Below are 21,672 nucleotides of genomic sequence, written 5' to 3' on the forward strand. Positions count from 1 at the left end.
TCATGCGGACGGTCCCGGTGGCCGCGACCGTCGTCCGGATCGGGATCGTCGCCCCGAGCCGCGGCGGCACCGCCCGCGCGGTGCACCTCGGCACGACCCTCGACGGGGTGCTGGACGAGGTGTTCGACGGCGTCCCGGTGCCGTACCGCACGCCGACGTGGTACCGCCGGCCCGAGGGGGACAACACGACGCTGGTCCTCCCGCCGACCGTGCCGCTGCCGTGGGTGGCCGCGGAGTTCGCCGGCGCGCTGGCCGGCGCGCTGCGGCGCCGCAACCGCCACCTCAACGAGTTCGGCAAGCTCCGGCTGCGGCTCGCGGCCGACCACGGCGACGTCGTGCTGCGCCCGCCGAACTTCGGCGGCGCCGCGGTCGCGCTGGCGGTCTGGCTGTGCGAGGCGGAGGTGCTGAAAGCGGCGCTGGCGGCGGCGCCGGAGCTGGACCAGCTGCTGATCGTCTCCGACCGGTTCCACGCGGCGCTCCCGGCCGGGGCGGGGTTCCGGCGCGTCGTCGTCCCCGCCGGCGGCGAGCGCGAAATCGCGTGGCTGCGGACCGGTCCGGATACTGGGACGCGGAATACCGGCCCGGGCGGTGGGTTGGCACCGTCGTAGCCGACGGAAAAGGGGCCCGCGATGAGCACGTTCACGAGCGAGTGGCAGGACTGGAAGACCCGGCGCGAAGAGGACCTCGCGGCGCCGCACGGCTGGCTGGCGCTGGTGTCGCTCGACTGGCTGACCGACGCGCCGCGCGAGTACCCCGGCATCCCCGGCCGCTGGTGGCAGGACGCCGACGCGGCGTACGTCGACCCGGCCGGCGCTTCGCTCGTCTTCGACGGCGCCCCGGTCACCGGCGTTCAGCGGTTCGAGCTGGTCAACAGCGGCGCGGGCACGCGGGTGCTGGCCGGCGACGTCGAGATCGAGGTCGCCCGCCGCTCGGGGTACCTGATCCGGGTGCACGACCCGAAGGCCGAGGTCCTGCGCGCGTTCCACGGCGTCCCGGCGTACGAGCCGTCTCCGTCCTGGGTGCTCGAGGGGCGCTTCGAGCCGTTCGACTCGCCGCGGCCGACCACGGTCGGGGCCGTGGTGGAGGGCCTGAGCCACGTCTACACGGCGCCGGGCGTGGTCCGGTTTTCGTTCGGGGGACAGACGCACACGCTGACGGCGTTCAACGGCAAGGAAGGCGGCTTGAGCATCCTGTTCACCGACGGGACGAGCGGCGTCACGACGTACGCGGCGAACCGGTCGCTGCCGGTGGCCGCGCCGTCGCCGGACGGCTCGGTGACGCTGGACTTCAACCGGGCGGTGAACCTGCCGTGCGCGTTCACGGACTTCGCGACGTGCCCGCTCCCGCCGGCGGGCAACCACCTGCCGTTCGCGGTGGAGGCGGGGGAGAAGATCCCGTACGAGCGCGGGTGACTCCCCCGCTTCCGATCAGTGGGCGACGTCGATGACGACGCGGTTGGGCGCGGTGAGCGTGAAGACGTTCACCGCGGTCCGCGTCCGCACCCCGAGCCCGATCGTGAGGTGCGCTTCGAAGTCCCCGGTGACGGCGACGGCCATGACGTTCGAGAGGTTCCGCGTCCGGAACTTCTGCGGCCCGGTGTAGGTGGGATTCCCGTTCTGGTCGTGCGCGGCGGCGGCGAAGGCGGAGACGTTGACGAAGTATTCGCCGGTGAGCCACACGATCTCCCCGCTCGGGTCGGCGGTGAGCTCATCGGTGAGCTGGTAGCTGAGGGTCCCGGGAACGTGCCCGGCGGAGAGGTCGAGCACGACCCGGTCGAAGGTGGGGTTGTTCCCGGTCCGGATGTTGGTGAGGGTCGGAACCCCGGACTGGGCCCGAGCCGGCCCGGCGGCGGCGAGCGTGCCGGCGATCAGCAGGGTGACGGCGACGAGGGCACGTCTGACGGGTCTGGACATGGTGGGCCTCCTGGCGGAGCGAACCGATGGAAGTCCCAGCGCTGGGTTCTCGGGGGACGTCCGGTTCGTCCGGGAAGTTGCGCCGGAGTCCCGTATCGTTATGCGGCTGCTCCGAACGCGTCCGTCAGTCGGGAACGCGCAGGTTGGTGCCGATCGTCACCCTGCTCGAAGCGGCCAGCGCCTTCGCGTTGTAGGCATTGCCGCTGTGGACGACTCTGAGCCGCTCCATCGCGCCCAGCGCCCCGAGGTCCAGGCGGGTCCCGGTCCGCTGCAGGCTCAGCCGCCGGAGCGCGGGCAACCCGGCGAGCGGACTGAGATCCGTGATCTGTTCACAGTCCAGCACTTCCAGCGTCTGGAGCTCGACGAGGCCCGCCAGCGGTTCCAGGTCGGTGATCCTCAGCGCCTGCAGCCGGAGTGACCGCAGAGCGGGGAGGTGGCGCACCGCTTCGAGGTTCCGGATTCCGCCGCACCAGCTCAGGTCGAGGCGGCGTAGCTTGGCCGCCGCCAGGTCCTCGCCGGACAGGGTGAGCTCGGGGCAGTCCACGAGGACGAGAGCACGGAGCGAGGGAAAGTTCTCGAGCACCGACAAACTGCGGAGCCGCCCGCACGCGTCGAATTCGAGATGGCGCAGAGCGGCGTGCCCACCGAGCTGGGCGACGTCCGCCAGCCCGTGGCAGCGCCGGATCTGGATGTTCCTGAGGGTGCCGAACTTTTCCAGCAGGGCCCGGACGTCGTGGGTGGTGAAGTCCTCGCCCGCGATGTTCCTGAGCTGGTCGCAAGCGAGCAGCGACTCGGTGGCGCACACGCGCGGGCACTGTGCCAGGGAGACCACCCGGAGGTCGGGCAGGCTCGGCAACGCCGTGATGTCGTCCAGGTTGGACACGTTGCGGAGACTGACCGTGCGGACCCGGGGGTGGCCGTGCAGGAAGGACAGCGACTTCAGTTCGTGGTCGTTCGCGACGCGCAGATTCCGCAGGGCCGGGGTGGCGCGCAGGATCTCCTGGTGGGCCGGGCGCAGTGGTTCGGAGAACTCGCAGACGAGGTCTTGGAGCCGGGGCAGGTGCCGGACGCCGGGCAACACGGCGGGGTCGGCGATACGCAGCGTGCCGTTCGGCAGCGGGGCGTGGGCCATGACTTCCTCGGCGAAGGCCTCGGGATCGAAGTAGGTCCAGCTCCGGACCAGCTCGCGCACCACCGTCGGGCCGGCCTGCCGCGCAAGGGCTGCCAGCACGGGGAGAGCGCGGCGGCCGGCGACGAGTGCGGCGGCCCGCACTGTCGCCCGTGCCGCGGCCACCGTCAGTCGCGAGGTCCGCAGCAGCGGGAGCAGCTGCTCACCGACCATGGCGAGCACCCGGGCCTCGGTGTACGACTGCGGCGGGATGACCTCGCGAAGGCAGGCGAGGAGGCGGTCGTGCACATCGCGGCTCAGCTGGGTGGCCGTCTCCATGCAGGCGATGGCCAGGAACCGCAGCTCCGGGCGTTCGCCGGCGGCGTCGAGGATCCGGCCGATCAGGTAGTCCTGCTCCCGCGGGCGGGCGTGGCCGACGGCCATGACGATGACCTCGCGGTAGGAGTCGTCGGCCGCGTGCCGCGCGAGCATTTCGATCGAGTCGGTCTCCACGATCCGTTTCGCGGCCAGGTACTCCTGGAAGGTCTTGTGCGCGAAGTCCACCTGGCCCGCGCTGAACTCGCGCAGGAGGCCGCTGCGCAGCAGCAGCCGGGAGTACACCTTTTCGGGGTCGCGGTTCCCGGCGGGCAGCTGCGCCAAGCGGGCGCCGAGGCGGTTGACGACCCGGCCGACGTCGGCGTTCGTCAGCTGGTTGAGGGTGTACCAGTGCGCCAGGTCTTCCAGCAGCAGCTGTTTCTCGGCCTGGCTCAGGTCGGCTTCGTCCAGGATCCGGCGTTCGGTGTCACGCCGGTTGAGCAGCATGTCGAGCGCGGTCCGGTAGAGCTCCATCCGGCCGCGGGGCAGCTGGGCGTGCCGGTCGTGGTTGAGCGCGCAGATCAGCGCGCACAGCAACGGGTTCGTGGCCAAGGTGCGCAGCGCCGGATTGGCGTCGATCGACGCGAGCAGCGCGCCCTCGTAGGTGCCGAGCTCGCTGTGGTCGGCCGTCGGGGAGTTCAACCGGATGGCGTCGTGCCAGTGTTTCGCGAATTCCCGGATGTGCGCCGAGGACATCGGCAGCAGCTCGGTCGCCGTGAACCCTTCGTCGTCCAGCCAGCCGTCGGGTACGGCGGGCGGCCGCGAAGTGATCACGTACCGCGAGTTCGGGAAGGCGCCGACGAGGTCGGAGAGCCACTCGCGGACGGCTTCGCGCTCGTGCTCCGGCACCTCGTCGACGCCGTCCACGAGCACCAGGCCGCGCCCGGACATCAGGATGTCCCAGGCGAACCGCGGCGGCATGTGGTCCCTCAGCTGCCAGCCGACCGCGGTCAGCAGCTCACCGGGGGTCGGCAGCTGCCGGCCCGCGAACCGCCGCAGCTGGACGAAGAACGGCACCAGCCCGTTCCACGGCGCGAGCGACGACTCCAACGAGCTCTGCGCGCACTTGACCGCCAGCCAGCGCAGCAGCGTCGTCTTGCCCGAACCGGCCTCACCCCGGATCAGCGTCCGCGGGCTGCCGGACAGCGTCGCGTCGACGGACTCGTCGTCCTGGTTCGTGGACGCCATCAGCCCGATGTAGGCAACGCTGAGCGGGTACCGCCGGGTGGGCCGGGAAGCCGTCACCCCGAACAACTCCACCTGGTCGAGCTTGCGCGCGATCTCGCGCCGGTACTCGAGCTCGAATTCGGCGGCGCTGTCGGTGGACGACGCCGGCCCGCGCTCGGGCATGCGGTCGAGGATCTCCCGCAGGTGGTCGATGATCTCGTTGTCGCGTTCGAGCAGTTCGCGCAGTGCCCGGTGCTGGAAGCTGGGCAACGTCGAGATGACCTCGGTCAGGTAGGCGACCGACTCGCGCAGGACCAGCGCGAAGAACCGCTCGGCGGACTCGCTCAGCCCGAGACCCGCCAGCACGGCCGTGGCGGCCGGGTCGACGAGGCGCTCGACCGAGGAGGACGACACCGCCGCGCCGAGCACCCGCGCGTCCGAAAGGTCGGCGGCCTCCAGCGCGCGGGCGACGCCGGTGAGCGCGGCCAGCCGCTCGTTGTCCGGCAGGCCGCGGAACTCGGCCTCGACCAGCGGCTGCAGCCGCTCCGCCACGGTCTCGGCCAGCTGGTCGAACTGCCGGCCGAGCCGTCGCTGCGGGATCACGCCGAGCCCGCGCGCGCCGACGAGTTCGGTGAGTGTCAGCTTGCGTTCGGCGTCCGTCTTCTTGGTGCGCAGCCAAGCCGTTCCCGCGGCCTTCGCGACAGCGCCGCCGATCTTGAGCAGTGCGGTGGTTTCGATGCTCATCGGGCTCCCCCCACGACGGACTGCCGGTCACCAGCCGCGCTCGCGCCACTCCTTCAGCTTCGGCCGCTCCGCGCCCAGCGTCGAGTCGTCCCCATGCCCCGGATAGAACCAAGTCTCATCCGGCAGCTCGTCGAAAATCCGCGAAGACACATCGTCCAACAACGACGAGAAGTCCTCAGGCGAAGTAGTCCGCCCCACGCCACCCGGGAACAGCGAGTCCCCCGTGAACAGATGCGGATGCCCGGCCGGGTCCCGGTACAGGAGCGCGATCGACCCCGGCGTGTGCCCCCGCAGGTGGATCACCGAAAGCGTGACCTCCCCCACCGAAAGCGTGTCCCCGTGTTCCACCAGGAAGTCCGGCGGCACCGGCAACGGCGAAGCGTCCAGCGGGTGCGCCGCCGTGTTGGCTCCGTTGGCCCCGGCCACCGCGCCCAGTGCCTGCCAGTGGTCCTGGTGCTGGTGGGTGGTGACGACCGTCTTCAGCGACGGCCGGTCCGGGCCGTGGCCGATCAGGTCCGAAATGCGCTCCGGGTCGTTCGCCGCGTCGATCAGCAGCGCCTCGTTCGACGAACGGCACACCAGCAGGTACGTGTTGTTGTCCATCGGGCCGACGGACAGCTTGGTGATGGTCAGCGCGTCCAGGGTGCGCCGGGTGGCGTCGCCGCCCGGGTCGACGTGCCCCGTGTAGGTCTCCACGATGTTCACCTGGCACACGGTAGTCGTTTCGCTCCAACCGGTTCCACCCGCACAAGCGCCACGGCGACAAGGCACGTAGGCTCACGGCGACCCCAGCCCAGCCGACCTCAGGACGACCGTGCCCACCTCCCCGACGCCGCGCCGGATCAGCTGGGACCTCCTCCGCGTCGTCGCCGTTCTCGCCGTCATCCTCGGGCACGTCACCCACCAGGGCGCCCTGCTGCACCCGGAATTGACGGGGTACCCCGTGCGGGTGACCGCGCAGTTCGGCGCCGCGATCCTGCTGGTGATCTCCGCCTTCTTCGTTTGCGCCAGCCTCCGCAAGGGCAACCCGCGCCGGTGGCTGTGGAACCGCGTCGCGCGCCTCGTGCCGGCCTACCTGGCCGCCGTCTTGCTGACCTACGTCGTGACGCGGTGGGCCGCGATCTCCTTCAGTGGCCTGCCGTACCCGCCCGGCGTCACGGGGTTCCTCTTCGGCGTGCCGCAGGGACTGCCGTCGAACCCGTCGCCGTGGTACATCCCGACCTGGCTGGACCTCGTCGCCAACCTCGGCATGGTGCAGGAGTGGGGCATCCGGTCGGAGACGTTCTACTACCTCGACGGCTCCTACTGGACGCTGCCGGTGCAGCTGCTGGCCTTCACCGGCGCCGCCCTGCTGTGGCCGCGGTCGTGGCGCACCCACCGGCTGACCGTCGCCCTGCTCTGGGCGCTGATCCTCGTTCCGCTAGCGCTGCGCTTCCTCGTCTTCCCGCCCGGGACGGCGAGCCCGGTCGTCGAAACGTTCTTCTACGGGCTGGGCCTGCACCGGCTGCACGTCTTCGCCATCGGCGTCGCGATCTGGCTGTGGGCGCAGCGCCGGTTGAAGACGTGGCACATCGCACTCTTCGCCGCCGCCGCCGTGGCCGCGCAGGACCTGCAGGTCTTCCCGTTCCACGTCGCGCTGCCGCAGGACGCGCAGCGCTGGCCCTCCACGATCGGGTTCGCCGTGCTGCTCCTGCTGGTCTGCCTGGCCGCCCGCGGCCCGGACTGGCGGTTCCCCGGACTGGCGCGGATCGCCCCGGCCGTCACCTGGCTCGCGGGCATCTCGTATGGTCTCTACCTGGTGCACCAGGAATTGGGTTACGTCCTGGCCCGCGCCCTGCTCGACCTCGGCCTCCCCGGCTGGCTGCGGCTCCCCGTCGTCGTCGGCGCCGCCGTGCTGGCCGGCTGGGCGGTCACCGCGGGGGTCGAACGCCCGGCCCACCGGTGGCTCACCAGACGTCGAAAGCCCGAAGAACCGCAGGTCAAGGACGCGGAACCCGTTTTTGTCGGTGGTGGCTCGTAGCATGGATCGCGGCCACCCGTGTAGCTGAAAACCGGGTCGGCGCCCGCAGCTGAAGAAGACATTGAGAGGACCCTGGCGTGGCTGATCGCCTCGTTGTTCGCGGTGCCCGCGAGCACAACCTCCGCGGCGTGGATCTCGACCTGCCCCGCGACAGCCTGATCGTGTTCACCGGCCTGTCCGGGTCCGGGAAGTCGAGCCTCGCCTTCGACACCATCTTCGCCGAGGGGCAGCGGCGCTACGTCGAGTCGCTCTCGGCGTACGCCCGGCAGTTCCTCGGGCAGATGGACAAGCCGGACGTCGACTTCATCGAGGGCCTCTCGCCCGCGGTGTCGATCGACCAGAAGTCGACCTCGCGCAACCCGCGCTCCACCGTGGGCACGATCACCGAGGTCTACGACTACCTGCGCCTGCTCTACGCCCGCGCCGGCAAAGCGCACTGCCCCAAGTGCGGCGAGGCGATCAGCAAGCAGACCCCGCAGCAGATCGTCGACCAGGTGCTCGCCATGGAGGAGGGCACCCGGTTCCAGGTGCTCGCGCCGGTGGTGCGCGGGCGCAAGGGCGAGTACGTCGACCTGTTCGAGAACCTGCAGCAGCAGGGCTACGCGCGCGTGGTCGTCGACGGCACGGTCCACGCGCTCACCGACCCGCCGAAGCTGAAGAAGCAGGAAAAGCACCAGATCGGCGTGGTCATCGACCGGCTGACCGTGAAGGCCGCGTCGCGCCAGCGGCTCACCGACTCGGTCGAGACGGCGCTGCGCCTGGCCGACGGGCTGATCGAGCTGGAGTTCGTCGACCTCCCCGAGGGCGACCCGCACCGCATCCGCGGCTTCTCCGAGAACCTGGCCTGCCCGAACGGCCACCCGCTGGCGATCGAGGACCTCGAGCCGCGCTCGTTCTCCTTCAACTCGCCCTACGGCGCCTGCCCGGAGTGCACCGGCATCGGCATCCGCAAGGAGGTCGACCCGGAGCTGGTGGTGCCGGACGACGAGCTGTCCCTGGCCGAGGGCGCCATCGCGCCCTGGTCGGGCGGCCAGAGCGCGGACTACTTCATCCGCCTGCTCGAGTCGCTGTCGGAGACCATCGGCTTCCGGATGGACACGCCGTGGCGGCGGCTGCCGGCACGCGCCCAGAAGGCCGTCCTGCACGGCGTCGACGAGCAGGTCCACGTCCGCTACAAGAACCGCTACGGCCGCCAGCGCTCGTACTACGCGGCCTTCGAGGGCGTCATCCCGTTCCTCGAGCGGCGCCAGGAGCAGACCGAGTCCGAGTACATGCGCGAGCGGTACGAGGGCTACATGCGCGAGGTCCCCTGCCCGGCCTGCCAGGGCACCCGGCTCAAGCCGGAGATCCTCGCGGTGACGTTGCAGCACAAGACCCGCGGCGACATGTCCATCGCCGAGGTCTGCGCGCTGTCCATCGCGGAGGCGTCGCAGTTCCTCGACGAGCTGGAGCTGGGGCAGCGCGAGGCGATGATCGCCGGCGCGGTCCTCAAGGAGATCCAGGCCCGCCTGCGCTTCCTGCTCGACGTCGGCCTGACGTACCTCTCGCTCGACCGCGCGTCCGCCACTCTTTCGGGTGGTGAAGCGCAGCGGATCCGGCTCGCGACGCAGATCGGCTCGGGCCTGGTCGGCGTGCTGTACGTCCTCGACGAGCCGTCGATCGGCCTGCACCAGCGCGACAACCACCGCCTGATCGAGACGCTGACCCGGCTGCGGAACCTCGGCAACACGCTGATCGTCGTCGAGCACGACGAGGACACCATCCGCTCCAGCGACTGGGTGGTCGACATCGGCCCGGGCGCGGGCGAGCACGGCGGTCACATCGTCCACAGTGGACCGTACAAGAAGCTGCTGAAGAGCAAGGATTCCCTGACCGGGCAGTACCTGTCCGGCCGGCGGAAGATCGACGTCCCGGCGATCCGGCGGCCGATCGACAAGAAGCGGCAGCTGACCGTCGTCGGCGCGCGCGAGCACAACCTGCGCGGGCTGGACGTCTCGTTCCCGCTCGGCTGCCTGGTGTCAGTGACCGGCGTCTCGGGCTCGGGCAAGTCGACGCTGGTCAACGACATCCTCGCGACGGTGCTGGCCAACAAGCTCAACGGCGCCCGCCAGGTGCCGGGCCGCCACACCCGGGTGAACGGCCTCGGCAACGTCGACAAGCTGGTGCGCGTCGACCAGTCGCCGATCGGGCGGACCCCGCGGTCCAACCCGGCCACCTACACCGGCGTCTGGGACCACGTCCGCAAGCTGTTCGCCGCGACCACAGAGGCGAAGGTCCGCGGCTACCAGCAGGGCCGGTTCTCGTTCAACGTCAAGGGCGGCCGCTGCGAGGCGTGCGCCGGCGACGGCACGATCAAGATCGAGATGAACTTCCTGCCGGACGTCTACGTCCCCTGCGAGGTCTGCAAGGGCGCGCGGTACAACCGGGAAACCCTCGAGGTGCACTACAAGGGCAAGACCGTCTCGGACGTGCTCGACATGCCCATCGAGGAGGCCGCGGAGTTCTTCGAGCCGATCAAGGCCATCCACCGCCACCTGCAGACGCTGGTGGACGTCGGCCTCGGCTACGTCCGGCTCGGCCAGCCCGCGCCGACGTTGTCCGGCGGTGAGGCCCAGCGCGTCAAGCTGGCCAGCGAGCTGCAGAAGCGCTCGACCGGCAAGACGGTGTACATCCTCGACGAGCCGACGACCGGTCTGCACTTCGAAGACATCAGCAAGCTGATCGGCGTGATCAACGGCCTGGTCGACAAGGGCAACACGGTGATCGTGATCGAGCACAACCTCGACGTGATCAAGACGTCCGACTGGATCATCGACATGGGCCCCGAAGGCGGCTCGGGTGGCGGCACGGTGATCGCCGAGGGCACGCCGGAGTACGTCGCCGAGGTCGAGGGCAGCTACACCGGCGAGTTCCTGCGGACGGTGCTCACGGGGGAGTGACGGCTACCGCTCCTTCCCGGTGGTCTGGTGGACCACCGGGGAGAGCGGGCCGTAGTGCAGCGCCCGGAGGCGGAACTCGGAGTGCTCCTCGCCGGGCAGGAGCGACAGCGCGCACGTCGTCGCGTCGGGGTCGGTCACCTCGACCGGGTCGAAGTCCGGCGCGCCCGGGCGCCGGATCTCCAGCAGGAACCCGGCTTCGTCGCTCGTGCGGTCGGTCCACGTGAAGGTCACCGTGTCGCCGGCCGTCGCCGCGTGCAGCTCCGTCGAGACCGGGCCGGTGAACGGCTGCTCCCGGTAGTAGAACGGCGTCTCCGGGATCAGGTCCGGGTGGTGGTAGCTCGTCGTGTGGGCGGGCAGGAACCGCAGCGTCGTCCACGGCCCCGCCGGGTCGTTCGCGTACTCGACCCGGTGGCCTTCGCCGTCGTCCGGCCACGTCAACACCACATCGGTCGGTGACGTCAGCGAAGCGGTGAACGAAGGCGGCGGCGTGGCCGCCGAACAGCCCGCGGCCAGCAGGGCCACCAGGACGAGGGGTTTCGCGGACACGGCGGCTCCCGGGACGAGCGGGGCGGCGGGGCGAACGCGATCAGCTTAGGAACCCGCCCGCCCGGCGACAAGATCGTGCCGATCACCGGCACCCACCAATCCGGCGGCGAACCGGCACCGAAGGCGTGCGAAACCCCGCTGAACCGTTTTCCGCGACCGTCCGTGTTCCCAGGTGTCGAGGTCCGCCGGACGGCGGTGCCGCCCTCACCGAGGAGAGAAACGTCATGAACCGTATCCGGCCGGTCGTCGTCAGCGCCCTCGCGCTCGCCGCCGTCGCCACGTTGTCGGCCTGCAGCGAGATGGCCTCCGGGGCGCAGGGGCCGGAACACGGGCAGCCGGGCCACAAGATGCTGTCCGCCGGCTCGGTCACCGGGCTCGGCGCGGTGGTCACCGACGCCGACGGCAAGACGCTCTACCGGTTCGACAAGGACCTTTCGCAACCGCCGACGTCCAACTGCGACGGCGAATGCGCGACGGCCTGGCCGCCGGCGCTCGCCGGCGTGGCGACCCCGATGCTCAAGGGCATCCAGGAGACCCAGGTCGGCACGGTGACCCGCAAGGACGGCAGCCGGCAGCTCACGCTCAACGGCTGGCCGCTGTACCAGTTCTCGGGCGACAAGGCACTGGGCGACGCGAACGGCCAGGGGGTCAACGGCACCTGGTTCGCGATCGCCCCCGACGGCAGCAAGATCACCACGGCCAGGGCCTCCGGGTCCTGACCCACGACGGATTCCGGGCAGAACGAGGAAGGACGGGCAGCCGATGAACACCATGGTCGCGCTGCGCTCGACGCACGCACCGCCGGTGGCGCTGCGGGTTGCAGTACTGTCCTCGCCGACTCAGAACACCGTCGGGAGGACGAGGGTGGCCATAGGAGGCAGGCGGCCTAAGAAGGCCAAGGGCGAGGACTTGATTCGGCAGCTGTACGCCGAACACGGGCGGAGCCTGCTGGCCTACGCGACGAGGCTGACCGGTGATCGGGCGGCGGCCGAGGACGTGGTCCAGGAGACGCTGGTCCGAGCGTGGAAGCACGCGGACGACTTGCAGAACGACGGGAAGGGCTCGGTGCGCGGCTGGTTGCTGACCGTCGCGCGCAACCTGGTCACCGACCGGGCCCGCGCCCGGGCGGCGCGGCCACAGGAGGTGGCCGAACCGGCCGAAGGCGTGCCGACGCCGGCCGTCGAGCGCGATCACGCCCAGGGCGTGGTCGACTCGATGACGGTGCTCGGCGCGATGGACGGCCTTTCGAACGAGCACCGAGAGGTCCTGGTGGAGATCTACTACCGGGGACGGACGGTGGCCGAAGCGGCGAGAACACTGGGCGTCGCACCCGGTACCGTGAAATCAAGGTCTTACTACGCACTGAGAGCACTGAGGGCAGCGATGATTTCGAGCGGAACGGAGGTGGCGCGATGAACTCGGTCGACGAGAGTCACACGCAGCTCGGCGCGTACGCCCTCGGCGCGCTCGACGCGAACGAGGCGGCCGACTTCGAGCGGCGGCACCTGCAGACCTGCGCGCAGTGCCGGTTCGACCTGAACGAGCTCGTGGCGTTGCGCGAGTCGCTCGACGAGGTACCGCCCGAGGCGTTCCTCGACGGGCCGCCCGAAGGCGGGGATCTGCTGCTGCAGAAGACCCTTCGCCGGGTGCGCGAGGAAGAACAGGCGGCGCCGGCCCGCTCGGGCCGCTCGACGTCACGCCGGGGCCTGGCCCTGGTCGCGGCGGCGGTGCTCGTGGTGGCCGCGCTCGGCGGCGGGATCCTCGTGGGGCGGCAGACGGGTGGGGGAAGCGAGCCACTCGCGATCCCCGCGCCACCGACCGACGTCCCCGGCACGAAGAGCGTCGAAGGCCGGGATCCGACGACCGGGGTGCAACTGGCCGCCTCGGTGAGCCCCTTCCAAGGCTGGGTCCGGGTCAACGTCGCCGTGAAGGGCGTCAAGGCCGGGGAACAGTGCCTCCTTCAGGTCGTCACGAAGGAAGGCCAGGCGGTCACCGCCGGCAGCTGGAAGGTGTCCGAGAAGTGGGAGAGCTCGGGCTTCTCGCTCGACGGCTCCGCTTTGGTGGCGCCTGACGACGTGAAGTCGGTCGACATCGTCACGGTGGACGGCCGGAAGCTGGTCTCGGCCCAGGTGTGACGTGACGGGCGCGCGCTACCGGTTCAGCAGCACGTGGCTGCTGCCCGGTACCGCGCCCGAGCGGGTCTTCGGCGCGGTCACCGACCTCGCCGGTTACCCGCGGTGGTGGTCGGACGTACGCGCGGTGCGCCGCGTGGACGACGACACCGCCGAGCTGATCTGCCGGTCACGGCTCCCGTTCCGCCTGGTCGTCCGGATGCACCGGGACCACCAGGACGAGCGAGCGGGGGTGCTGCGGGTCCGGTTGAGCGGCGACCTGGACGGGGTGCTGGCGGGAGTGGTCCGCGCGGCGGGCGCGGGCACGCTCCTGCAGATCACCCAGGACGTCCAGGCTCGCAAGGAGCTGCTGCGGCGGCTCGACGCGGTGGCCCGGCCGCTCTTCCGCGCGAACCACGCGCTGATGATGCGGCGGGGCCACCGCGGCCTTGCGGCTTACCTGGCCTGACACTCCGGCTCCAAGCGCCCCAATGCGGCCTTGGTTGCGTCTGACGCACCGAAGGCCGCCTTGGGTGCGTCGGACGCACCGAAGGCCGCATTGGGGCGCTTGCGCCGGGCCAGCACCAGCCCGCCCAGGGCCACCGCCACGATCAGGAAGCCCGCGCTCACCCCGTAGGCCAGCCGGAACCCGGCCGCCAGGGCTTCGCGGTGGTCCACCCCGGACAGGCTCGCCGTGCGGGACGCGGCCACCGAAGCCAGCACCGCCGTGCCGATCGCCGCCCCCACCTGCTGGGTCGTGTTGATCAGCCCCGACGCCACCCCGGCGTCCTCGGCGGGGACGTCCGACATCGCCAGTCCCATCAGCGCCGGGATCGCCGCGCCCGCGCCGAGGCCCATCACCAGCAACGGCGGCAGCACGCCGGTGAAGTAGTCATCGCCGACCTGCGTCAGCAGCAGCAGGCCCACGATCACCAGGCCGAGGCCGGACAGCAGCACCGTCCGTGGCCCGAACCGCGCCGACAGCTTGTCCGCGAAGCCCAGCGACGCCACCGCGATCACCACCGGCACCGGCAGGAACGCGACGCCGGTGCGCAGCGCGTCGAGGCCCAGCACCTGCTGCAGGTACAACGCCGTCACGAACTGGAAGCCCAGCATCCCGGCGACCATCAGCACCATCACCAGGTTCGCGCCGGTGACCGCGCGGATCCGGAACAGCCGCAGCGGCAGCAGCGGCGTGCGCGCCTTCGCCTGCCGGACCACGAACGCCGCCAGCAACCCGACGGCCGCGGCCAGCGCCGCCCACACCGCCGACGAAACCGCGTACACGCCCAGCATCACGGCCGCGGTGACCAGCACCGCGCCGAGGACGTCCAGGCCCGCCCGGAGACCGGTGCCGCGGTCCGGCGAGACGACCCGGACCGCCAGCACCAGCGCCACCACGCCGATCGGCAGGTTGACGTAGAACGTCCAGTGCCAGTTCAGCGCCTGCGTCAGCGCGCCGCCCGCGATGAGGCCGATCGACGCGCCCGCGGCCTGCGTGAAGCTGTAGACGCCGATCGCGCGGGCCCGGCCCCGCGGCTCGGGGTACATCGTGACGATCATGCCGAGCACGACGGCCGACGCGAGCGCGCCGCCGACGCCCTGGACGAACCGGGACACGACGAGCACCCCGGCGTCCGCCGAGAGCCCGGCGACCAGGGAGGCGAAGGTGAACAGGCCGAGCCCGCCGAGGAAGACGCGGCGGCGGCCGAGCAGGTCGCCCAGCCTGCCCGAGATCAGCAGCAGGCCGCCGAAGGCGACCAGGTACGCCGTGACGACCCAGGCGAGGCCGGCGGGCGTGAACCCGAGGTCGGCCTGGATCGCGGGCAGTGCCACCGCGACGATGCTGCTGTCGAGCACGACCATCAGCGACGCGGCGCACAGCACCGCCAGCGCGAGGCCGCGGGAGCGGGTGGGGTGGTTCTCGGCCATGTGAAGGCCCCTCCAGTCGAGCGTTCCCCCTGGTCGTTGCCAGGGCACTTCTTGTAACAGTGCCCATCATGTGTGACCATGGGTGCGCGCGTAAGGAGGCACTTCCATGTCCCAGGGGAACATCGGTGTACCCGTCCAGGTCACGGAGATCGACCCGGAAAAACTCGACGTCTGCACGGTGCTCGAGGTCATCAACCGGATCAGCGGCAAGTGGGCGATCGGCATCCTGCTGGAGGCCATCCGCGGCCCGGTGCGGTTCACCGAGCTGGAACGCGCGGTCAACGGGATCAGCCGCCGGATGCTGACCCTGACGCTGCGCAACCTCGAACGGGACGGGCTGTTGAAGCGCACGATCTACCCGACGGTCCCGCCGCGGGTGGAGTACGAGGCCACGGCGATGGCCAAGGAGCTGTACCAGTCGCTGAACGGCCTGCTCGGGTGGGCCGAGCAGCACCGCGACGACATCGCCGCGGCGCGCGTCGCCTACGACGCCGCCGGCTGAAACCATGGAAACGGGCCGCTGCGCGAAGTCGGGGAACTCGCACAGCGGCCCGTCGTGGCTCGTGCTCAGCGGGGGCAGTGAGCACGAACGTCTGGGGCGCTACTTCGCCGCGTCGTCGCCGGGGTCCGGTTGCCGGCCCTCGTCGACCATCGTGGCTTCGTCGAAGGGCGCCTGGCCGGCGAACACGCGTTGCGCCTGTTCGCGGTCGAACTCCTTCGTCCAGTTTCCGATGAGGACGGTCGCGACGGCGTTGCCGGCGAAGTTCGTCAGCGCGCGGGCTTCCGACATGAACCGGTCGATGCCGAGGATGAAGCCGACGCCGTTGACCAGTTCGGGGCGGTGCGACTGCAGCCCGCTGGCCAGGGTCGCGATGCCCGAGCCGCTGACGCCCGCCGCGCCCTTCGACGCGATGATCATGAAGACCAGCAGGCCGATCTGCGCGCCGATCGACAGCGGCTCGTCCTGCGCGGCGGCGATGAACAGCGTCGCCATCGTCAGGTAGATCGCGGTGCCGTCCAGGTTGAACGAGTAGCCGGTGGGCACCGTGATGCCGACGACCGACTTGTCGACGCCCAGGTGCTCCATCTTCGCGATCAGCCGCGGCAGCGCCGACTCCGACGACGACGTCGAGAGGATCAGCAGGAACTCGCGGCCGAGGTAGCGCAGCAGGTGCCAGATGTTCACGCGGGCGCCGAGCCACAGCACCAGCCCGAGGATGACGAACACGAACACCAGGCAGGTCACGTAGAACCCGATCATGATGACCGCGAGGCTCTTCAGCGCCGCCCAGCCGGTCGCGCCGACCACCGCGGCGATGGCGCCGAACGCGCCGATCGGGGCGGCCCACATGATCATCGCCAGGACGCGGAAGACCAGCCGCTGGATGTGCTCGACGCCGCGCAGGATCGGCGCGCCCTTCGGGCCCAGCTTCTGCAGCGCGAACCCGACGAGCAGGGCGACCAGCAGCGTCTGCAGGACCTGGCCTTCGGTGAAGGCGGACACGAACGTCTTCGGGATGATGTGGAGCAGGAAGTCGACCGGTCCCTCGGAGCCGGTGGCGGACTTCTGGACGCTCTTCACGTCGGCCGGGTTCAGGTGCAGCCCGGTGCCCGGGTGCAGGATGTTGCCGACGACGAGACCGATCGCGAGCGCGAACGTCGACATGACGATGAAGTACACCAGCGCCATCACCCCGACCTTGCCGACCTTGGCCGCTTTCGCGACCGAGCCGACGCCGATGACGATGGTGCAGAAGATGATCGGGGAGATCATCATCTTGATCAGGTTGACGAAGCCGTCGCCCAGGGGCTTGAGGCCCTTGGCGAAGCCGGGGAAGAGGAAGCCCACCAGGATCCCGAGCAAGACCGCGACGATCACGGCCAGGTACAGGTAGTGGGTCTTGTCGCGCTTCCGCGGGGTCTCGTCGGTGGTCGGTGGGGTCGGCACCGTTGCCTCCAGCTCAGGGGTGTTCCAGGTTGCGGCACACTGTAGGCGCCCACGGGTGATCCGGCTCACTTGTGTTCATTGAGTTCGCGCATCGTCCCCTTCGGACACCGGAGCGCGTGTGCTGGTATGAGGAGGTGCCCCCGACGATGCGGTCCCGCTGGAGCCTCGCCCGTCAGCTGCTCGTGCTGCAGCTGGCGGTGCTCTGCGTGCTCGCCGGCGCCGGGATCACGTTCGCCTACCTCGACGCGTCCCGTGCGGTGAACGAGAACGCGCGCGACCAGGTCCGCGCGGTGGCTTCGGCGGTGGCGGACGCCCCGACCGTCGTGAGCGCGGTGGCGACGCCGAACCCGAGCGCCACGCTGCAGCCGTACGCGGTGCGCGTGCAGGCCGACACCGGCGTCGACTTCATCACGATCATGAGCCCGGCCGGGATCCGCTACACGCACCCGAACCCGGCGTTGATCGGGCAGCACTACATCGGGACGATCACGCAGGCGCAGCAGGGGCAGCCCTACACCGAGACCTACACCGGCTCGCTCGGCCCGTCGGTGCGCACGGTCGTTCCCGTGTTGGGCACGGACCGCCGCGTCGTCGCGCTGGTCGCCGTCGGGATCACCGTCGCGGCGATCTCGGCCGAACTGCGGATGAGGCTGTGGCCGCTGTTCGGCGTCGCCGGGGCGGTGCTCGTGGTCGGCGCGCTGGGCGGCTGGCTGATCAGCGCCCGGCTGCGCCGCCAGACCCGCGGGTTCGCGCCGGACGAGCTGAGCAACCTCTTCGAGTACCACGAAGCCGTGCTGCACTCGGTCCGCGAGGGGGTGCTGCTGGTCGGCCGGGACGGGCGGATCGGCTTGTGCAACGACGGCGCGCGCGCCCTCCTCGGCCTCGACACCGACCCGGTCGGGCGCGAACTGGCGTCGCTGGGCCTGCCGGACGAGCTGGCGCGCGCGTTCACGTCGTCGGAGAACCGGGCCGAGGAACTGCACCTGACCGACGCCCGCGTGCTGCTGGTCAGCACGACCGCGGTTCGTTCGGGCGGCCGGTCGCAGGGCACCGTCGTCGTCCTGCGCGACCACACGGAACTGCAGACGCTGACCGGGGAGCTGACCACCGCCCGCGGTCTCGCGGAGGCGCTGCGGTCGCAGGCGCACGAGGCCGCGAACCGGTTGCACACGGTCGTTTCCCTCGTGGAGATCGGCAAACCCGAGCAGGCCGTCGAGTTCGCGACCGCCGAGCTCGCGCTCGCCCAGGAGCTGACCGACCGCGTCGTCGGCGCCGTCGCCGAGCCGGTGCTCGCGGCTCTGCTGCTGGGAAAGGCGGCGGAGGCGAGCGAACGCGGGGTCGAGCTGACGGTCACGCCGGACACGGTGATCGACGACGTCTCGCTCGGCATCGAGGCCCGGGACCTGGTGACGATCCTCGGCAACCTGATCGACAACGGCCTGGACGCGGCCGTGCGCGGCAGCGGGCACCCCAAGGTCGTCGTCACGGCTCGCTCCGACGAGGACGGACTGCTGCTGCGCGTGGCCGACAGCGGGCCGGGCGTCCCGGAGGACGCCGACGTCTTCCGCCGCGGCTGGTCGACGAAGGCCGAGGACGGCCACGGGCTCGGCCTGGCGCTGGTCGGGCAGGCGGTGCGCCGCTACGGCGGCACGATCGACGTCGGCCACGACGGCGGCGCGGTGTTCACCGTGCGGCTGCCCAGACAGGAGGCGGACCGGTGATCCGGGTGCTGGTGGTGGAGGACGAGCCGGTGGCCGCCGAGGCGCACCGCGTCTACGTCGAACGGCTCCCGGGCTTTTCGGTGGCGGGCGTCGTCCATTCCGGCGGTGAGGCACTGCGGTTCTGCGAGCGCGAGCCGGTCGACTTGGTGCTGCTGGACTTCTACCTGCCGGACACGCACGGCCTGGCGGTGTGCCGATCGCTGCGCGCGGCCGGGCTGCCGATCGACGTCATCGCGGTGACGTCCGCGCGCGACCTGGGGCTGGTGAAGGCCGCGGTGTCGGTGGGGGTGGTGCAGTACCTGCTGAAGCCGTTCACGTTCGCGAGCCTGCGCGAAAAGCTGGAGCGCTACGCGGAATTCCGCGACGCGTCGGGCGAGGTGACGGGCCAGGCGGAGATCGACCGGGCACTGGGCGCGTTGCGCACGACGGAGCAGCCACCGCTGCCGAAGGGGATGAGCGTCCAGACCCTGGAGGCGATCACGGACGCGCTGTCGGGAGCGGCGGAAGGGCTTTCCGCGGGCGCGGCGGCGTCGGCGATCGGCGCGTCGCGCGTGACGGCTCGGCGGTACCTGGAGTACTTGGCGGACAACGGGATGGCGCAGCGGGAACCGCACTACGGCCAGGTCGGGCGGCCCGAAGTCTGGTACCGGCTCACTCGCGTATAACGACTTATAGCCGGTCGCTCAGGAGCCGGGCGATCTTCGCGTAGACCTCGGGTGCGAAGGGGCGCAGGTCGAGTTCGGCCAGCCGCGTCTGGCCGTGCGACTTCTTCACGACCAGCAGCATGACGTCACCGTACCCGCGGCCGTTGCCGGCCACGTTGTCGTTCAGCTTGCAGGTGCGCGTGGTGCCGTCCACGCCCGGGATCGGCGTCGCCGGCTCCACGCACGGCTTGGTCCACTCCTTGACCAGCGCCGCGACCTGCCCGGTGCCCTTGACGACCGTGATGTACAGGTCGAACAGCTGCCGGCCGCCGGTCCGGCTGGCGTAGTCGCAGTGGTAGGTCGTGGCGCCCTGCTGCGAGCTCGGTGCCTCTTCGACCGCGTAGGTGTCCAGTACGACGCCCATCGCCGCACTCGTCTCGGTCACGCCCAGGAACGGGCACGCCGACGTGACCTTGTCCGGCGAGTGCGGCGGCGGTGGCTGCGGTGTCGTCGGCGGCTGCGAGCCCGGCCCCGGCCCCAGCGCCGGCGCCTCCGAAGACGGCCGGTCCGTCGCCGGACGCGTCGACGTCGCCGTCGTCTGCGCGACCGGCGCGGGCGCCGGCGTCGAACACGCGGTCAGCAGGGCCAGCGCACCGGCCGCGACCAGGATGCCCCCTCGATTCCCCATTTCGCGAGGATAGCCCGACTTCCGGCGGTTCCGGCGGCTTTTCCGGTGCGGTAGACCGGGACCATGTCGAAGTGGGCCGGATTCTTCGCCGCCGTCGTCCTGTCTCTCGGACTCGCCACCCCCGCGCAAGCCGCCGAACCGGCCGCCTCCGTCACCGACGTCCAGGTGACCGGGCCGGCCGCGCAGCGGTTCAACCTCGTCGTCCTCGGGGACGGCTACACCGCGGCCGAACAGCCCAAGTTCTTCGCCGACGTCCAACGGCACGTCAGCACCTTGTGGTCGCTCGAGCCGTTCAAGTCCTACCGCAGCTACTTCAACGTCTACGCCGTGTCGATCGCCTCGCCCGAGTCCGGTGTGGACTGTGACCCCGCGCTCGACGCACCGCGGCGCGACACCCCGCTGGACATGGGTTTCTGGGGCGGCTGCAACCCGCAGAGCGTCCAGCGCCTGCTGACCGTCGACGACGCGGCCGCGCGGCGGTACGCCGACCTCGTCCCGGGCACGACCAGCGCGAACCGCCAGATCCTGGCGCTGGGGAACAGTTCCACCTACGGCGGCGCGGGCGGGTCGTACGCGACGGCGTCCGGCGGGAACGCGCTGTCCGCGCTGATCTCCCCGCACGAGCTGGGCCACTCGCTCGGCGGCCTCGACGACGAGTACGACTACTACGCCCGCAACGTCCCGGGCGGCGCGTACGAGGGCGGCGAGCCGGACTCGATCCACCACACCGTGCTGACCGAACGGCAGCTGCGGGACCAGCACGCGAAGTGGTGGCGCTGGCTGGGTGAGCCGAGTGAGTCCGGCGGCACGATCGGCCGGTTCGAAGGCGGGCTCTACAGCCAGACCGGCGTCTGGCGGCCCAGTGCGCACTCGATGATGAAGACGCTCGGCTACGCGTTCGACCAGGTCGGCCGCGAACGGATGACGCAGCGGATTTCGGCGAAGGTACCGCTGATCAGCGGCGGTACCCCGGCGGGGACGATCGGCGCCGACCGCGTCGTGTGGGTGCGTCCGATGCACCCGGTGAGCCACCGGCTCGACGTTCGATGGACCCTCGACGGCCGTCCGTTGCGCGGGTCGGAGGCTGTCGATCTGCGGCAGGCCCACGTGAAGCCGGGGAAGCACACGTTGACGGCGACGGTGACCGACCCGACGCCGTTCGTCCGCGACCCGGCCGTCCGGCCGACGGCGACCCGCACGTGGACCGTGGACACGTCGGTGGTCACGCCGCCCGCCGGCGGTCCGGCGGTCGTCGCGTCGACCCCGACCGCCGCGCCGGTCGGCGGCCACGACGTCGTCTACGTCGAGACGGGGGAGCCGACGGGGTCGATCCCGCCGGTCCGCTGGACCCTCGACGGCAGGCCGGCCGGAGGCGGCGCCGAATTCGCCTTGCAGGAGTCCCGCGGACAGCACACGCTCACGGCGACGACCGGCGGGACCACGTTGACCTGGAGGGTGGACGCGGACGGCCCCACGACGACGGTCGCGCTACCGCCGGGCACGGTGTTCCACGGGTCGTTCACGATGAAGCTGACGGCGTCGGACGGAATGCCGGAGTTCCGCGTGGACGGCGACGGCTGGCACAAGTACTACGGCTGGCCGACGGACCCGGACGCGCCGTACCTGTTCACGCCCCGTGGGACGGAGATCGACGGGTTGGCGTACGGAAACCTCGGGTCCGGCGGGTTGACGGTGTCGCCGTTCGCGGAGCGGAAGCCGGGGTACGGACGCCACCGGATCGAGTACCGCTCGATCGACGCGGCGGGCAACGTGGGCCCGACGCGGGCGGTTACGGTGACGTTGTTGCCGTAGGAGG

The 21,672-nt window shown here is 71.0% G+C and carries 19 protein-coding genes; 12 read left to right on the forward strand and 7 right to left on the reverse strand.

What is annotated here, in order from left to right:
* Positions 1–2: 2 nt before the first annotated feature.
* The gene (locus tag ABFJ78_RS19330) at positions 3–608 is read left to right on the forward strand and encodes a hypothetical protein (protein ID WP_436387724.1); all 606 of its coding nucleotides are present in this window, start codon (positions 3–5) and stop codon (positions 606–608) included.
* A 21-nt stretch (positions 609–629) separates the two neighbouring features.
* Complete coding sequence (locus ABFJ78_RS19335; protein ID WP_436387725.1) at positions 630–1,412, forward strand: DUF1684 domain-containing protein; 783 nt, start codon at positions 630–632, stop codon at positions 1,410–1,412.
* Positions 1,413–1,427: 15 nt separating this feature from the next.
* Here ABFJ78_RS19335 and ABFJ78_RS19340 read toward each other — a convergent pair whose 3' ends face one another.
* The 3 genes from ABFJ78_RS19340 to ABFJ78_RS19350 all read right to left on the reverse strand — a co-directional run bounded on the left by ABFJ78_RS19340 (position 1,428) and on the right by ABFJ78_RS19350 (position 6,012).
* Positions 1,428–1,913: an AMIN-like domain-containing (lipo)protein gene (locus ABFJ78_RS19340; RefSeq protein WP_436387726.1), complete on the reverse strand. Its 486-nt coding sequence runs from the start codon at positions 1,911–1,913 to the stop codon at positions 1,428–1,430.
* A gap of 124 nt (positions 1,914–2,037) precedes the next feature.
* The gene (locus tag ABFJ78_RS19345; protein ID WP_436387727.1) at positions 2,038–5,307 is read right to left on the reverse strand and encodes an NACHT N-terminal Helical domain 1-containing protein; all 3,270 of its coding nucleotides are present in this window, start codon (positions 5,305–5,307) and stop codon (positions 2,038–2,040) included.
* A 27-nt stretch (positions 5,308–5,334) separates the two neighbouring features.
* On the reverse strand, positions 5,335–6,012 hold the full coding sequence (locus ABFJ78_RS19350) for an MBL fold metallo-hydrolase (protein WP_436387728.1): 678 nt from the start codon (positions 6,010–6,012) through the stop codon (positions 5,335–5,337).
* Positions 6,013–6,121: 109 nt separating this feature from the next.
* On the opposite strand from ABFJ78_RS19350, the gene ABFJ78_RS19355 reads away from it, so the two are divergent.
* Positions 6,122–7,327, forward strand: a complete 1,206-nt coding sequence (locus tag ABFJ78_RS19355; protein ID WP_436387729.1) for an acyltransferase family protein — start codon at positions 6,122–6,124, stop codon at positions 7,325–7,327.
* A 77-nt stretch (positions 7,328–7,404) separates the two neighbouring features.
* A complete protein-coding gene (gene uvrA / locus ABFJ78_RS19360) occupies positions 7,405–10,266 on the forward strand; it encodes an excinuclease ABC subunit UvrA (RefSeq protein ID WP_436387730.1) in 2,862 nt (953 codons plus the stop codon).
* 3 nt (positions 10,267–10,269) lie between these two features.
* Here uvrA and ABFJ78_RS19365 read toward each other — a convergent pair whose 3' ends face one another.
* A complete protein-coding gene (locus ABFJ78_RS19365; RefSeq protein ID WP_436387731.1) occupies positions 10,270–10,812 on the reverse strand; it encodes a fibronectin type III domain-containing protein in 543 nt (180 codons plus the stop codon).
* Between the two features lie 224 nt (positions 10,813–11,036).
* Between ABFJ78_RS19365 and ABFJ78_RS19370 the strand changes: the two genes are divergently transcribed.
* The 4 genes from ABFJ78_RS19370 (at position 11,037) to ABFJ78_RS19385 (ending at position 13,392) form a co-directional block, all read left to right on the forward strand.
* A complete protein-coding gene (locus tag ABFJ78_RS19370) occupies positions 11,037–11,531 on the forward strand; it encodes a COG4315 family predicted lipoprotein (RefSeq protein ID WP_436387732.1) in 495 nt (164 codons plus the stop codon).
* Positions 11,532–11,676: 145 nt separating this feature from the next.
* On the forward strand, positions 11,677–12,228 hold the full coding sequence (locus tag ABFJ78_RS19375; protein WP_026469270.1) for a sigma-70 family RNA polymerase sigma factor: 552 nt from the start codon (positions 11,677–11,679) through the stop codon (positions 12,226–12,228).
* Positions 12,225–12,947, forward strand: coding sequence for an anti-sigma factor family protein (locus tag ABFJ78_RS19380; RefSeq protein WP_436387733.1), 723 nt, complete (start codon positions 12,225–12,227; stop codon positions 12,945–12,947). The genes ABFJ78_RS19375 and ABFJ78_RS19380 overlap by 4 nt, the downstream gene beginning before the upstream one ends.
* A 1-nt stretch (position 12,948) precedes the next feature.
* The gene (locus tag ABFJ78_RS19385) at positions 12,949–13,392 is read left to right on the forward strand and encodes an SRPBCC family protein (RefSeq protein ID WP_436387734.1); all 444 of its coding nucleotides are present in this window, start codon (positions 12,949–12,951) and stop codon (positions 13,390–13,392) included.
* Here ABFJ78_RS19385 and ABFJ78_RS19390 read toward each other — a convergent pair.
* Positions 13,380–14,855, reverse strand: a complete 1,476-nt coding sequence (locus ABFJ78_RS19390) for an MFS transporter (protein WP_436387735.1) — start codon at positions 14,853–14,855, stop codon at positions 13,380–13,382. The two genes, ABFJ78_RS19385 and ABFJ78_RS19390, sit on opposite strands and share 13 nt — an antisense overlap.
* A gap of 106 nt (positions 14,856–14,961) precedes the next feature.
* Between ABFJ78_RS19390 and ABFJ78_RS19395 the strand changes: the two genes are divergently transcribed.
* Positions 14,962–15,357 carry a winged helix-turn-helix transcriptional regulator gene (locus tag ABFJ78_RS19395; RefSeq protein ID WP_436387736.1) on the forward strand — a complete coding sequence of 132 codons (396 nt, stop codon included), beginning with the start codon at positions 14,962–14,964 and terminating at the stop codon, positions 15,355–15,357.
* A gap of 99 nt (positions 15,358–15,456) precedes the next feature.
* On the opposite strand, the gene ABFJ78_RS19400 is transcribed toward ABFJ78_RS19395, so the two are convergent.
* Positions 15,457–16,803, reverse strand: coding sequence for a cation:dicarboxylate symporter family transporter (locus tag ABFJ78_RS19400; RefSeq protein WP_436387737.1), 1,347 nt, complete (start codon positions 16,801–16,803; stop codon positions 15,457–15,459).
* A gap of 146 nt (positions 16,804–16,949) precedes the next feature.
* Here ABFJ78_RS19400 and ABFJ78_RS19405 point away from each other — a divergent pair, with 146 nt between their 5' ends.
* Positions 16,950–18,524 (forward strand): sensor histidine kinase, encoded by a 1,575-nt coding sequence (locus ABFJ78_RS19405; protein WP_436387738.1) that lies wholly within the window; start codon positions 16,950–16,952, stop codon positions 18,522–18,524.
* The gene (locus tag ABFJ78_RS19410; RefSeq protein ID WP_372667159.1) at positions 18,521–19,189 is read left to right on the forward strand and encodes a response regulator; all 669 of its coding nucleotides are present in this window, start codon (positions 18,521–18,523) and stop codon (positions 19,187–19,189) included. Before ABFJ78_RS19405 ends, ABFJ78_RS19410 begins: the two co-directional genes overlap by 4 nt.
* A 4-nt stretch (positions 19,190–19,193) precedes the next feature.
* Here the strand turns inward: ABFJ78_RS19410 and ABFJ78_RS19415 are convergent, their stop codons facing one another.
* Positions 19,194–19,856 carry a hypothetical protein gene (locus ABFJ78_RS19415; protein ID WP_436387739.1) on the reverse strand — a complete coding sequence of 221 codons (663 nt, stop codon included), beginning with the start codon at positions 19,854–19,856 and terminating at the stop codon, positions 19,194–19,196.
* A gap of 63 nt (positions 19,857–19,919) precedes the next feature.
* On the opposite strand from ABFJ78_RS19415, the gene ABFJ78_RS19420 reads away from it, so the two are divergent.
* Positions 19,920–21,668 carry a M64 family metallopeptidase gene (locus tag ABFJ78_RS19420; protein WP_436387740.1) on the forward strand — a complete coding sequence of 583 codons (1,749 nt, stop codon included), beginning with the start codon at positions 19,920–19,922 and terminating at the stop codon, positions 21,666–21,668.
* Positions 21,669–21,672 lie beyond the last annotated feature (4 nt).

The organism is Amycolatopsis sp. MEPSY49 (assembly GCF_051337345.1).
In the GTDB taxonomy this organism is placed as follows: Bacteria; Actinomycetota; Actinomycetes; order Mycobacteriales; family Pseudonocardiaceae; genus Amycolatopsis.